Below are 13304 nucleotides of genomic sequence, written 5' to 3'. Positions count from 1 at the left end.
GCCTACTTTTGCTGGAAACGCTCCAGGGGTCAGCAATCGGGCACGGCGACGCTGAGGCCTCCGAGGGATGTCTCCTTGTAGCGCTCGTCCATGTCCCTGCCGGTTTGGCGCATGGTCTCGATGCAGGCGTCCAGCGAGACGATATGGGTTCCGTCGCCCTGCAGGGCGAGGGAGGCGGCGGCGACGGCCTTGACGGCGCCCAGCCCGTTGCGCTCGATGCAGGGAACCTGGACGAGGCCCCGGATCGGGTCGCAGGTCATGCCCAGATGGTGCTCGAGGGCGATCTCGGCGGCGTTCTCGATCTGGGCATTGCTGCCGCCCAGGGCGGCGCATAGGGCCGCGGCGGCCATGGCCGAGGCCGAGCCCACTTCCGCCTGGCACCCTGCTTCCGCGCCGGAAATCGAAGCGTTGTACTTGATGAGGCCGCCAATGGCGGCGCCGACCAGCAGCATGTCGGGGATTTTGTCGCGCGTGGCGCCGGGCACATGGTCGAGATAATAGCGCAGCACGGCGGGAAACACCCCGGCGGCGCCATTGGTCGGGGCGGTGACCACCTGCCCGCCGGCGGCATTCTCCTCATTGACCGCCATGGCATAGGCCGAAAGCCAGTCGATGGCGGAATGGAGCGGGATGTCGTTCCTGCCCGCCCGGCCGCTCATATTCTCGAAGATCGCCTTGGCGCGGCGCTTGACCCTGAGCCCGCCGGGCAGTTCGCCCGTGGTCTGGAGGCCGCGGGTGATGCAGGCATCCATCACCGTCCAGATGGCGGCCAGGCGATCGGTGAAGGCGGCGCCATTGAGGCGGGCGCATTCGTTGCGGCGCTTCATATCCGCGATGGACAGGCCGGATATGCGGCCCATTTCCAGCATTTGCGCGGCGCTGGCGAAGGGAAAGGGCACGTCCTCAGCCGGGGTGGCGGGCAGATCGCCGGCCTGGATTTCGGCCTCGGTCCTGATGAAGCCGCCCCCGATGGAAAAATAGGTCTGTTCCGCGTGGACGGCGCCGGCAGGGTCGAGCAGCGTGAAGCGCATGCCATTGGGATGCGCGTCGAGCCGGGTGGTGCGGTCGAGGACGAGATCGGTATCGGGATCGAGGAGGACCGTCTCGCCCGCAACCGCGATGGTCTTGCGGTGGCCGAGGGCGGCAAGGGCCGCTTCGGCCTCGGCCTTGTCGTAGGTTTCGGGTGAAAATCCCAGTGCCCCGGCGAGGACGGCGGCATTGGTGCCGTGGCCGATGCCGGTATAGGCCAATGACCCGTAAAGGGTGATCCAGAGCCGGGCGCCCCGGGGGATGGGATTTTCGTCAAGGTTGGACACGAATCGCGCCGCGGCGATCATCGGACCCATGGTATGGGACGAGGACGGTCCGACGCCGATCTTGAAGATGTCGAAGACAGAGACGAACATGCAGCCTCCCCTGCAACATCGCCGTTTCGTTCTTCGAGGAGAGAATAGGCTATGATCTGCGCCGTCAAGGCGTTGGGGATGGGTTTCGTTTCCGATCTAGGCGGATTTGTAGGCCGACAGCTGCCGGGCATTGGCCTTGGAGCGCCAAAGGGTCTCGAACAGGCCCCGGAACCGGCCGGCGTCGAGATCGGCGAGGCGCACGAGGACGTAGGGGTAATGGCGGTAGTGATCGGTGATGAAGAACAGTTCCGGCTCGGCGTCGAGCAGCATGTCGCGTTCATCGATCGAGGGGCGCTGCAAGGCGAGGAGGCCGGGTTCGCGTTCGCGCAGGAGGAATTTCGTGCCCAGCTTGAGGGCGGGCGTGCCGTAGCTGGTGGATTCGGTGACGTCCGGAAAGGAGAGGGCGATGGGGAGGAGGTCGTCCCAGGTCATCGCCGCGCTCCCGCTCAGCGGCGGTAGCGCAGGCGGCCGATCTCGTCGAATTCGGCCTGTTCGCGCTTTTGCTGCTCGTCTCTTTCGCGCTGGGTTTCGCGGGCGTCGAGCAGTTCGACTTTCTTGAGATCCTCGATGGCTTCGGCGAGTTCGTCCTGGGCGGCCTCGAGCTTGCTCTTCATGTCGCCGGCCGAAGTGAGCAGATTGTCCCGCCGGGTGATGGCGGCCTTGGCAAAGGTCGAATAGGCAAAATGGGCGACGTCGGAGATGCCGGTCTTTTTGTGCTCGATCTCGATCTGCTGGTCGAGTTCGGCGGCCATGCGCTCGAAATCGGCGACCATGGTTTCGATCTGAAGCACCTGGCGGCGTTTTTCATCCACCTGGAACTTCTTCAGGCGGATCAAGTTCGCGCTCTTGGACTTCATGACTTGTACTCCTTACTCATCAAGCCGCCGGCCGGCCCGGGAGCCGTCCCCATCCGTCATTACGACTGCGCCCCGCCGGTTTCGAGGATGGTGGCCAACAGTTTGTATCCGTCGGCAATCCCCGTCCGTTCGTCCGAACGCTGGCTCAGAAACGCCTCCAGCGCCGGGTTGAGCGCGATGGCGCGATCAACCTTTGGATCCGATCCTTTCCGGTAAGCCCCCAGCCGGATCAGTTCCTCCATGTCGGCGAATACCGACATCAGTTCGCGCGCCCTGGTCAGGGTGGGCCGGAAATCTTCCGGCACGCATCCGGGCATGGTGCGCGAGACGGATCGGAGCACATTGACCGCCGGATAACGCCCGCGTTCGGCAATCGCCCTCTCCATCACGATGTGGCCATCGAGAATGCCGCGCACGGCGTCCGCAATGGGCTCATTGTGATCATCACCTTCCACCAAAACGGTAAATAGACCGGTAACGGAGCCCGAATTGACAAGGCCCGGACCAGCGCGTTCGAGCAGGCGCGGCAGCTCGGTGAACACCGTAGGCGGATATCCCTTGGCGGTCGGTGGCTCGCCGGTGGCCAGCCCGATCTCGCGCTGGGCCATGGCGAAACGGGTGAGGCTGTCCATCATGCACAAGACGCGCTGGCCCGCATCGCGGAAATATTCGGCCAGGGTCAGGGTTAGAAAGGCGGCCTGGCGGCGCATCAGGGCGGATTCGTCGGAGGTGGCGACGACGACGATGGCCTTTTTCATGCCCTCCTCGCCCAACTGCTCGGAGATGAACTCCTGCACTTCGCGGCCGCGCTCGCCGATGAGGCCGATGATCGCGACGTCCACATCGGTGTTGCGGGCCAACATGGACATGAGCACCGACTTGCCGACGCCGGACCCGGCGAAGATGCCCATGCGCTGGCCGTTGCAGCAGGTGGTGAAGGTGTTGAGGCACCGGACGCCCAGATCGATCGGGCCGCCGACGCGGCCGCGCTCATGGGCGGGGAGCGGCGCATTGCGCAGGCCATAGGGGGTGGGCCCGCGCAGCAGGGGATCGCCGCCATCGATGGGCTGGGCCTCGGCGTTGATCACGCGGGCGAGCCAGGACGGATGGGGATAGACGGCGCCGTCATGGCCGGCAAACACCGCCTTGCAGCCGAGCCTTACGCCTTCCACCGGGCCGAAGGGGAGGCAGAGGGCGAGGCCGTCGCGGAAGCCGATGATCTCGCAGGCGAGCCGGGTGCCGGACTGGTTCTCGATGAAGACGCGCCCCCCGACGCGCAATTCGCGCACCGGACCGACGACCTCGATCAACAGGCCCTGGACGGTCTTGACGCGTCCGAAGACCTCGATTTCGTCAATGGCATCGATGTCGGAGATCAGCGACTGCACCTTGCGCGCATCCTCGGAAGACCATGATTCGCACCATATTGGCGCCGCATTGGTAACCGATCCTTAAGGTTATAGCGATATTGCCGGAAGTTGAGCAATTTTTTTCGCCGCGCGTCGACGCGCGCCCGCTCCTTCCAATCAGTCCGGTTTAGGTGAGTCCAGAGAGTCGCTTGCAGGGTTTTCTTAACGTTGTGCATTAAGAAAAATTGATGCAATTTTATGTTAATTTACAATGGGTTAGTGGAAATAACGGTTAATGTCTCTCGCATATTGCCCGACCGAATTAAACTTTGTTAACTAATTGTCGGTAGCTTCGAATCGTACCCAGTAGGGTTTGATTAAGGGTCGCGGTTCGGTCCGGGCTCGGTCCCAGACAGGGATGTGTTGGATAAGGGGATTGGCATGCGTGTGCTCTTGATAGAGGACGACAGCGCGACAGCGCAGAGCATTGAGTTGATGCTCAAATCCGAGAGTTTCAATGTGTACACCACCGACCTCGGCGAGGAAGGTGTCGATCTGGGCAAGCTGTATGACTACGACATCATCCTGCTTGACCTCAACCTGCCGGATATGAGCGGGTATGAAGTGCTGCGCACGCTGCGCGTTGCGAAGGTTCAGACCCCCATTCTCATCCTGTCCGGCCTGGCCGGCATCGAAGACAAGGTCCGCGGCCTTGGGTTCGGCGCCGACGACTACATGACCAAGCCGTTCCACAAGGACGAGCTGGTGGCCCGCATCCACGCCATCGTGCGGCGGTCCAAGGGCCACGCCCAGTCGGTCATCAATACGGGCGATCTCAGCGTCAACCTCGACACCAAGACGGTGGAGGTGGGTGGCCAGCGCGTGCATCTAACCGGCAAGGAATACCAGATGCTGGAGCTGCTCAGCCTGCGCAAGGGCACGACGCTCACCAAGGAAATGTTCCTCAACCATCTCTATGGCGGGATGGACGAGCCGGAACTCAAGATCATCGACGTGTTCATCTGCAAGCTCAGAAAGAAGCTTTCGGTGGCCACCGAGGGCAAGAATTACATCGAAACCGTCTGGGGGCGCGGCTATGTGCTGCGCGAGCCCGACGAGGCGGAGATGGCCAAAAGCGCCTGATCTCTCCGGCATCTCCGGTTTATCGAGGGGCCCCGCGCGAAGCATCGGCGCGGGGCCCTTTTGGTGTTGTAAGTCTTTGATTCGTCGCGTTTCCGAACCGCAAAAGTGGTGTCCACTTTTGCTGGACACGCTCCCTTAGTCGGTCGCCTTGCGGTAGAGGTGCCAGGTCGCATGGCCGAGAATGGGCAATGCGATGGCCAATCCGACGAAGAGCGGGATGGAGGCGACGAGCAGGATCGCCGCGACGATCAGGCCCCAGGCGAGGAAGGTCGCCGGGCTGGCGAAGAAGGCGCGGATCGAGGTGGCGATGGCGCGTCCGGCGCTGCCCCCGCGGTCGACCAGCAGCGGGAAGGCGATGGCCGTGGTGGCGAGGACGAGGAGGGCGAAGCCTATTCCCACCACATTGCCCCACAGCAGCAGGCCCTGGCCGGCCGGGGTGGTCAGCGTCGCGGTGATGAGTTCGAGGATGCCTTCGGGCGGGTTGGCGCCGAGAAAGGCGTTGTAGAGCGCTGCGGCCGCGGCCAGCCAGGCCGCAAAGACCACCGCCAGATAGAGGCCGACCACCAGCATGGAGCCGATGGCGGGGTGGTGAAGAACGGACAGGGCGTGGCGCGGGCTGTCATCGAGCCCCTGTTCCCGCCGGCGGCTCAATTCGTAGAGGCCCAGGGCGGCGACGGGACCCAGAAGGGCAAAGCCGGTGGCGAGGGGATAGAGCAGCGAGAAGGCCGATCCGCCGGCGCTCCACACGGCGAGGACGATGCCCATGACGGGATAGATCAGCGCGATGAAGAGATAGTGGGACGGATGGCGCCAGAAGTCGCTGACGCCTTTGCGCAGGGCGTCGGAGAGGTCTGACATGGTGACGGAGTGGACGGAAACATGGCTTTCGTCGGCGCCGGAGAGGGTGGGGGCATGAGGCACAGGCATTTTCGGTCTCCCTTTTGCAAGGAAGCGCGGCCATGGCCTTTCGTCACAATGCGCGGGGGCCGCGCAACGGCGTCAGGGTATAGGAGAAATGTGGTGTTGGTGAGCCGTGCTCACGCCATTGTGCGGTGTCAGACGAAAGCCTGGAACTTGCTCTCGAGCATGGCCTGGTCGAAGGGCTTGAGCATGTGGTCGTTGGCGCCGGCCTTGCGGGCCATGGCGATCTGCCCGATATCGCGCTCGGTGATGCAATAGACCACCTTGGGGCGCTCGCCGCCGGTATAGCCGCGCAGGGTTTTCAGGAATTCCAGCCCCGACATGATGGGCATCTGCCAGTCGAGCAGGATGACGTCGGGCATTTCCCGCGTGCATTTCTCGAAGGCTTCCTGGCCGTCCTCGGCCTCGTCGACGATGAAATCCATATTCTCGAGGATGCGGCGCGCCACCTTACGGATGACGCTGGAATCGTCGACGATGAGACAGGATTTCATGCTGGGCTCCACGCTCCGCCAGCGCATCGCCATGGCGCCGGCGGAGGCAAGGGTAGGCCAGAATGGTTAGCGAATGGGAAATCTCAATCGATATCGTGGGGCAGGGGATCGGCGGTGAAGCGCAGGATATCGCCGTCGAGCACGAGATTGATGCCCATATGGCTCTCGCGGGCCAGAAGCCCCGTATAGAAGGGCTGGATGCCGCGCGCATCCACGCTGCCGTCCTCCGGCATTCCGGACAGGAGACCCTGCACCGCATTGGGGATCAGCGTCTTGGGGCCGGTGGAGGTGATGGTGATGGATTCCCTGCCGGCTTCGCCCTCGACCTCCACGGTGACCGTGCCGCCCCGCGGCACGCCGGCCACGGCGATCAGCAGCATGTTGAGCATCAGCTTGGCCTTGTTCTTGGGCAGGAGCATGGGCGCGACCTTCCATTCGAGGTCGGCCTTTTCTCCGGCGAACAGCAGGCTCGATACGCGTTCAGCCTCGCGGGTATCGATGTCGGTGCCGGCGGTCGAGGAGGCGCCGAAAGCGAGGCGCGCGAATTCGAGCTTGGCGCGGGCCTGGCGGGCCGAATTCTCGATCAGTTCCTTGGCGAAGGTCTGCATTTCGGTCTGGCTGGGATCGGACAATACCTCCAGCCCGTTGCCGATCGCGCCGACCGGGTTGATCAGGTCGTGGCAGACCCGCGAGCACAAGAGAGCGGCAAGGTCCGCGGCGCTCAGTTCAATAATGCTGGTCATATCCGGTCGGCCTTTCGCTCACGAATCAATTGCAGTGCACTTTACAGGGCAAGCCCTGAGGGGCAACGCCACGATGATGGCCGGGGACGGGTTCGCCCCAGCTTATTGCGCGGAAACCGTCTGTGCGCCGTAATCGGGCAGGGCCTCCCAATTGTCGACGGCGCTGGACAATTGCGGCGCGGGGGCCAGGGCGAAGGCCTCGCGATTGCCGACCGAATGGAACAGCATCAGCCGGTCGCCGACAATACGGAAAATCTGCGGATTGCCATCGGAAAGATAGCCGCGCGCCATGGCGGTGACGCAATGGCCGCCGAATAGCGGCGCATAGACCTCGGGATTGGCGGCGAACACGTCGCGATTGGCGGCCGAGGCGAAATACCAGACGGTGCCGCCCCAGGCGAGTTCGTGTAGGGGCAGGCCGAGGCGCGGCTGGCCCTCGGTGAAATAGGCGACGGGATCGTAGCCCGAGAGCGCGACCCCGGTCAGGGCATTGGCGACAAAGGCTTTTTGCTGGGCAGCGGCCGGCGCCGCGCCCATGGCGAGGCACAAGATCAGCAAGGCGGCGTAACGCTTTGTAAGGGTTAAGATTTGTTTACCTCTTTGCCGTATAATTGCCGTTGGAACCGTTATGCTGTTGGGGGCGGACCGGAAGACCGTATCGCAAGGCCGTTTGGCCTTGGTTAACCGGGAACGCATATCGCGACATCGAAATGCGAGAGTTGGGAGCACTTGAGATGATCAATCGCCTTTTGGCGGCACTGGTTCTGCTGGTGGGGTTCGCCGGATGGCCGGCGGGCGCGCAGGCGCAGAACGGTTCACTGTCGGAGACCTATTCGAGCGATGAAATTCTCACCGCCGGGCATCAGTTCTTCGGATCGGTCGCGCAGGGTCTCGCTTCTCTGATCGAGCGGGCCTTCAGCCAGTATGGCCAGCCCAATGGCTATATCCTCGGCCAGGAGGGCGGCGGCGCCCTGTTCATCGGCGCCAAATATGGCGACGGCACGCTTTATACCCGCAATGCCGGCACGCATCAGGTGTTCTGGCAGGGGCCGAGCCTGGGGCTCAATATCGGCGCCGATGGCAGCCGGGTGATGATGCTGGTCTACAACCTGCCCACCGTGGACGCCATTTATGACCGCTATCCCGGCGTGGAGGGATCGATCTTCGCCGTCGGCGGGCTGGGGATGACGGCGCTCAAGATGGGTGACGTCTATGTGGTGCCGATCAGCTCGGGTGTCGGGCTGCGGGCGGGCGTCTCGGTCGGCTATCTCAACTTCACCCGCGAGCCCACCTGGAACCCTTTCTAGCCGCGATCAGTTTCCAGGCAGCGAAAGGATGCCGATCCGAGGCGCGCCGGGGCATGACTCCGGTTGCGGCCTGCGGTAAGGTTACCCATATCGCTTTCTGGCACCGGACTGCCGGGTGTGCGAAACTCGATCGAGAAACTCCCGCGCGGGGAGAGGGTGCATGGTTATTGAATACGCGATGTATTTCGCTTTGGGCTTTCTGTCCGCTGCGCTCATCGCCATCGCGATCGGGCCAGCCTTCTGGCGCCGGGCCGTTAGGCTGACCAAGCGCCGGATCGAGGCCGCCACCCCCGTCACGCTTTCCGAATTCCGGGCCGACAAGGACAAATTGCGGGCCGAATTCGCTATGGCCCTGCGCAAGCGGGACATGCGCATCGAGACCGTGCGCAACCAATTGGTGGCGCGGGTCGTCGAGCTGGATGCCGCGCGCACGGAGCTGGCCGCGCTCAAATCTGAGCGGGACGAGCAATATGGGGCCATCGAGGCCTTCCGTCTGCGCGAGGACGAGTTGACCAGCCGCATCCGCGACCTTGAGCGCGACGCGGTGATGCTGGCGGCCCGGGCGCGGGAGGCGGAGGACCTCGACGAGCCGGATATGCTCGACGCCGCCACCGCGGTTTCCGCCGACGCGCTGAGCGGGGATTATCGCGCCGATGTCGAGGACCTGCTTACCGCGCTCAATATCGAACGCCAGCGCAACGGCTATCTCGAAGAACAGGCGCGCATGCTGCTGGCGCGGCTCGAAAGCCGCAAGAAGGCGGGGCTTAAGGACGAGGCCATCGCCATGCTGCGCGACACGCTTGCGGCCCAGACCGACCCCGAGAGCGAGTCCCGCGTGGCGCTGCGCAAGGCGGAGGCGCGGATTTCCGGGGCCGAGACGCGGCTCAACGCGCTTCTGGCTGAAAACGGCAGCGACATGGATGCTGCGGGGCAGGCACCGACCCAGCTTCTGGCCGAGGTGTTCACCCAGAACGAGCAGGAAGAAAAGATCTGCGCATCGGTGACCGAATTGCAGGACGCCATCGCCGCCGACTGGACCACCGAGCGTTTCGATGCCGAAACCCTGCGCGAGCGCCTGCGCGACATCGCCTCGGACGTCTCGCTGCTGGTCTATGCCGGGGATGCGGAAACCGAGGAGCCGGTCACAGAGAGCCTGTTCGACCGCGTCGCCAAATATGCCGGAGACGGAGCGGAGGCCGAGCACCTGCCCTTGCAGACGGTCGGTATGCCGTCCGGCCCGATCTCCGATCGCATGGCCGCGATGCGGGATCGTCTCGCCCAGTAAGACAATTCCAATAATCCGAAACGGCGGGGCACGATATTTCTCCGCCCCGGTTTTCGCCGACATGCCAGAACCTTGGTTCGGCTGGGGGTGGGGCGTATCCTCTTGTTCAGTTGCTGCCCGGCATGTGGGCAGGTCATCCAAGAGGCAAGAAATGTCATCGTCATTGGCGGCGGGCGCGGGAATCAAACCGCGCAAGCCCTTGTATACGTCCTTCGGTTTCCAGGTGCTGGTCGCCCTGGTGGTGGGCCTTCTGCTGGGGCTGGTCGCCCGCCAGATGGGTCCGGCGGCGACGGGCGGTCCGAACTGGCTGGTCCAGACGCTCTCGACCATCGGATCGAGCTTCGTGCAATTGCTGCGGACCATCGTGCCGGTGCTGATCTTCACCGCCATCGTGGCCTCGATCGCCAATCTGCGCGAGCTCAACAACGCGGCGCGCCTGGTCTGGCAAACCCTGCTGTGGTTCGCCATCACCGCCTTGATCGCGGTGGTCATCGGCATCGCGCTGGGGCTGATCATCCAGCCGGGGCTCAATACGGCGGTGACCGAGGCCGCGGCCGCCGCGCCGTCCCGCTCGGGCTCGTGGCTGGACTTCCTCACCGGCCTCATCCCCTCCAATATCCTGGGGCTCCAGGCCAGCACGCGGGTGGCCGAGAGCGGGGCAACCACCAGCCTCAATTTCAACGTGCTGCAAATCCTCGTCATCTCGATCGCGGTGGGCATCGCCGCCCTCAAGGTGGGCGATGCGGCTGAGCCGTTCCTGGCGTTCAACCGCTCGTTCCTCAAGATCATCCACAAGCTGCTGTGGTGGATCATCCGCCTGACCCCGATCGCGACCGTGGGCCTTCTGGGCAATGCGGTGGCGGTCTATGGCTGGGATACGCTGGCGCAGCTGGGCTGGTATGCGGCGGCGATCTATATCGGCCTCGCCATCGTCATCGCGGTGGTCTATCCGGCCTTGCTCTCGTTCCACGGGCTCAATCCGGTGCGCTATTTCCAGGGCGCGTGGCCGGCGATCCAGTTCGCTTTTGTCTCGCGCTCGTCCATTGGCACGCTGCCGATCACCGAGCGGGTGACGGAAAAGAACCTCGGCGTGCCGCGCGAATATGCGAGCTTCGCCGTGCCCCTGGGCGCCACCACCAAGATGGATGGATGTGCCTCGATCTATCCGGCCATCTCGGCGATCTTCGTCGCGCAGTTCTTCGGTATCCAACTGGGCATGCAGGAATACCTGCTCATCGCCTTCGTGGCCGTCATCGGCTCGGCGGCGACGGCGGGGCTGACCGGCGCGACGGTGATGCTGACCCTGACGCTCTCCACGCTGGGCCTGCCGCTCGAAGGCGTCGGGCTGCTGCTGGCCATCGACCCGATCCTCGACATGGGCCGCACGGCGGTCAATGTGGCCGGGCAGGCGCTGGTGCCCACCATCGTCGCCAAGCGGCAGGGGATTCTCGACCAGGAGGCCTATGACCGGGTCGAGGAAATCGACGCGCTGGATACGGGGCCGGTGCCGGTCGCGGCCGAATAAGGCAGGGACGGGAGGCTTCGGCCTCCCGTTTTCGTTTTGGGGATCGCTTGGCTCAGACGCTGCCCACCGTGCGGAGCTTGATGCGCGGATGCACTTCGTTCTGGCTCATGACGACGGTCTGGGGGCGGAAGCGCTCGATGATGGCGCGCACATGGGGCCGGATGTGCGGCGAGGTGATCAGCACCGGGATCTCGCCCATCTGGGCGGCGTTCTCGAAGGCGTTCTGGATGCCGACGATGAATTGCTGCAGCTTGGAGGGCGCCATGGCCAGATGACGGTCGTCGCCTTCACCTGCCATGGCCTCGGCGAATTCGCGCTCCCAATTGGGGGAGAGGGTGAGCAGCGGCAGGTTGCCGTCCAGCCCCAGGTTTGCGGCGCAGATCTGGCGGGCCAGCCGGCTGCGCACATGCTCGATGATCTGGCCGGTATTGCGGGCCGCACCGGCCACCTCGGCGATGCCTTCGAGGATGGTGGGCAGGTCGCGGATGGAGATGCGCTCGGCCAGCAGGCCTTGCAGCACCCGCTGGATGCCCGACACTGAGATCAGCGCGGGGACGATGTCCTCGACGAGCTTTTGCTGGTCCTTGTCGAGGCCGGAGAGCAGGGACTGCACATTGGCATAGCTCAGCAGATCGGCGGTATTGGCCTTGAGGACCTCGGTGAGATGGGTGGAAATCACCGTCGAGGGGTCAACGATGGTCAGCCCCTGCACCTCGGCCTCGTCGCGCAGGGCGATGTCGATCCAGGTGGCGGGAAGCCCGAAGGTGGGCTCGACGGTGCGGTCGCCCGGCAGGGTGATCGGATTGCCGTAGGGGTCCATGACCATCAACTGATTGGCGTGGACCTCGCCATGCCCGGCTTCGACTTCCTTGATCTTGATCTTGTAGAGATTGGGCTCGAGCTGCATGTTGTCGAGGATGCGCACCGCGGGCATGATGAAGCCCAGCTCTGTGGCGAGCTGGCGGCGCAGGGCCTTGATCTGCTCGGTCAGCCGGTCGGTGCCGGAATCGTCTTCCTTGACGAGGCTCAGGAGCCCGTAGCCGAGTTCGAGCTTCAACTCGTCAATCTTGAGGCTGTCGGTGATCGGCGCTTCGGCGGGGGTGGAGAGGGCCGAGGACGCGGCCGGTTGCGCGAGCGTCGTCCTGGCCGCTTCGGCGCGCTCGGCCTTCTGCCGCTTGGAGGCCGACCAGGCGAGATAGCCCACGGCGCCGCCGAGGGTCACGAAGGGAATGAGCGGCATGCCGGGCACCAGCGCCATCATGAACATGACGCCCGAACTCATGCCCAGGGCCACGGGATAGGCGGTGAACTGGGTGGTGAGGGCCTTGTTGGCCGAGCCGGTGACGCCGGCCTTGGAGACGAGAATGCCGGCGGCGGTGGAGACGATGAGGGCCGGGATCTGGCTGACGAGGCCGTCGCCGATGGTCAGCAGCGTATAGTAATTGCCCGCATCGGCCAGCGTCAGGCCCATCTGCATGGTGCCGATGATGATGCCGGCGATGATGTTGATGAAGGTGATCAGCAATCCGGCGATGGCGTCGCCGCGCACGAATTTCGACGCGCCGTCCATGGCGCCGAAAAAGGCGCTTTCGTCCTCGAGGTTCTTGCGGCGGGTGCGGGCCTCGGATTCCTCGATCAGCCCGGAGGAAAGATCGGCGTCGATGGCCATCTGCTTGCCGGGCATGGCGTCGAGGTTGAAGCGGGCCGCGACCTCGGCGATGCGTCCCGAACCCTTTGTAATGACGATGAAATTGACGATCAGGAGGATCGAGAACACGATGATCCCGATGACGAAATTGCCCCGGGTGACGAAGTTTCCGAAGGCTTCGATCACCTGGCCGGCGGCGTGGGCGCCATTGTGCCCTTCCGAGAGGATCAGGCGGGTGGAGGCGAGGTTGAGGGCCATGCGCAGCATGGTCGATACCAGCAGCACGGTGGGGAAGGCGGTGAATTCGAGCGGCGTCTGGATGAACAGCGCCGTCATCAGGATCATCACCGACATCACGAACGAAATGGAGAGCAGCACGTCCAGGAAGATGGCCGGCATGGGCAGGACGAGGACGGCGATGATGCCGACCACGCCGACGGCCAGCCCGGCATTGGACTGGCGGATGACCTCGAAGATCGTGTTGAGGCGGCCCAGAGGCGAGGAGACGGCGCTGGCGGTGGTGTCGGTCATATCGGTCCGGGACGTATCGGAAGGGCGGGGGGCGCGGATCGCGGCGCCGGAACTCACGCCGTGCGACCGGCCCGGAACGGGCGCGGCCGGCGGCG

The 13304-nt window shown here is 64.2% G+C and carries 13 protein-coding genes; 4 read left to right on the top strand and 9 right to left on the bottom strand.

Annotated features, from left to right (window positions below):
- Positions 1-29 precede the first annotated feature (29 nt).
- From DVH29_RS12540 to fliI, 4 genes are all read right to left on the bottom strand, one after another.
- Entirely contained in the window at positions 30-1406 is a 1377-nt protein-coding gene (locus DVH29_RS12540) for an L-serine ammonia-lyase (protein ID WP_114646526.1), read from the bottom strand.
- Positions 1407-1502: 96 nt separating this feature from the next.
- Positions 1503-1838: an MmcQ/YjbR family DNA-binding protein gene (locus tag DVH29_RS12535; RefSeq protein WP_114646525.1), complete on the bottom strand. Its 336-nt coding sequence runs from the start codon at positions 1836-1838 to the stop codon at positions 1503-1505.
- A gap of 14 nt (positions 1839-1852) precedes the next feature.
- A complete protein-coding gene (gene fliJ / locus DVH29_RS12530; protein WP_114646524.1) occupies positions 1853-2263 on the bottom strand; it encodes a flagellar export protein FliJ in 411 nt (136 codons plus the stop codon).
- Between the two features lie 59 nt (positions 2264-2322).
- Positions 2323-3651 carry a flagellar protein export ATPase FliI gene (gene fliI, locus DVH29_RS12525; RefSeq protein ID WP_114646523.1) on the bottom strand — a complete coding sequence of 443 codons (1329 nt, stop codon included), beginning with the start codon at positions 3649-3651 and terminating at the stop codon, positions 2323-2325.
- A gap of 402 nt (positions 3652-4053) precedes the next feature.
- On the opposite strand from fliI, the gene ctrA reads away from it, so the two are divergent.
- On the top strand, positions 4054-4755 hold the full coding sequence (ctrA, locus tag DVH29_RS12520) for a response regulator transcription factor CtrA (protein ID WP_114646522.1): 702 nt from the start codon (positions 4054-4056) through the stop codon (positions 4753-4755).
- Between the two features lie 135 nt (positions 4756-4890).
- On the opposite strand, the gene DVH29_RS12515 is transcribed toward ctrA, so the two are convergent.
- The 4 genes from DVH29_RS12515 to DVH29_RS12500 all read right to left on the bottom strand — a co-directional run bounded on the left by DVH29_RS12515 (position 4891) and on the right by DVH29_RS12500 (position 7471).
- Positions 4891-5682, bottom strand: a complete 792-nt coding sequence (locus DVH29_RS12515) for a DUF2189 domain-containing protein (protein ID WP_114646521.1) — start codon at positions 5680-5682, stop codon at positions 4891-4893.
- A 128-nt stretch (positions 5683-5810) separates the two neighbouring features.
- Positions 5811-6170, bottom strand: coding sequence for a response regulator (locus DVH29_RS12510; protein ID WP_114646540.1), 360 nt, complete (start codon positions 6168-6170; stop codon positions 5811-5813).
- 83 nt (positions 6171-6253) lie between these two features.
- Positions 6254-6913 (bottom strand): histidine phosphotransferase ChpT, encoded by a 660-nt coding sequence (gene chpT, locus DVH29_RS12505; RefSeq protein WP_114646520.1) that lies wholly within the window; start codon positions 6911-6913, stop codon positions 6254-6256.
- 102 nt (positions 6914-7015) lie between these two features.
- Positions 7016-7471, bottom strand: coding sequence for a YHS domain-containing (seleno)protein (locus DVH29_RS12500; protein ID WP_114646519.1), 456 nt, complete (start codon positions 7469-7471; stop codon positions 7016-7018).
- A 176-nt stretch (positions 7472-7647) separates the two neighbouring features.
- Between DVH29_RS12500 and DVH29_RS12495 the strand changes: the two genes are divergently transcribed.
- The 3 genes from DVH29_RS12495 (at position 7648) to DVH29_RS12485 (ending at position 11030) form a co-directional block, all read left to right on the top strand.
- Positions 7648-8220 (top strand): DUF1134 domain-containing protein, encoded by a 573-nt coding sequence (locus DVH29_RS12495; RefSeq protein ID WP_245944974.1) that lies wholly within the window; start codon positions 7648-7650, stop codon positions 8218-8220.
- A 160-nt stretch (positions 8221-8380) separates the two neighbouring features.
- Positions 8381-9505, top strand: a complete 1125-nt coding sequence (locus DVH29_RS12490) for a coiled-coil domain-containing protein (protein WP_147276085.1) — start codon at positions 8381-8383, stop codon at positions 9503-9505.
- A gap of 151 nt (positions 9506-9656) precedes the next feature.
- The gene (locus tag DVH29_RS12485; RefSeq protein WP_114646517.1) at positions 9657-11030 is read left to right on the top strand and encodes a dicarboxylate/amino acid:cation symporter; all 1374 of its coding nucleotides are present in this window, start codon (positions 9657-9659) and stop codon (positions 11028-11030) included.
- Positions 11031-11082: 52 nt separating this feature from the next.
- Here the strand turns inward: DVH29_RS12485 and flhA are convergent, their stop codons facing one another.
- Positions 11083-13209, bottom strand: a complete 2127-nt coding sequence (gene flhA, locus DVH29_RS12480) for a flagellar biosynthesis protein FlhA (protein ID WP_114646538.1) — start codon at positions 13207-13209, stop codon at positions 11083-11085.
- Positions 13210-13304 lie beyond the last annotated feature (95 nt).

Source organism: Pelagibacterium lacus, assembly GCF_003345525.1.
Lineage (GTDB): Bacteria > Pseudomonadota > Alphaproteobacteria > Rhizobiales > Devosiaceae > Pelagibacterium > Pelagibacterium lacus.
Note: the sequence above shows the minus strand (reverse complement) of the source record. Positions and strands in the feature narration are given on the sequence as shown.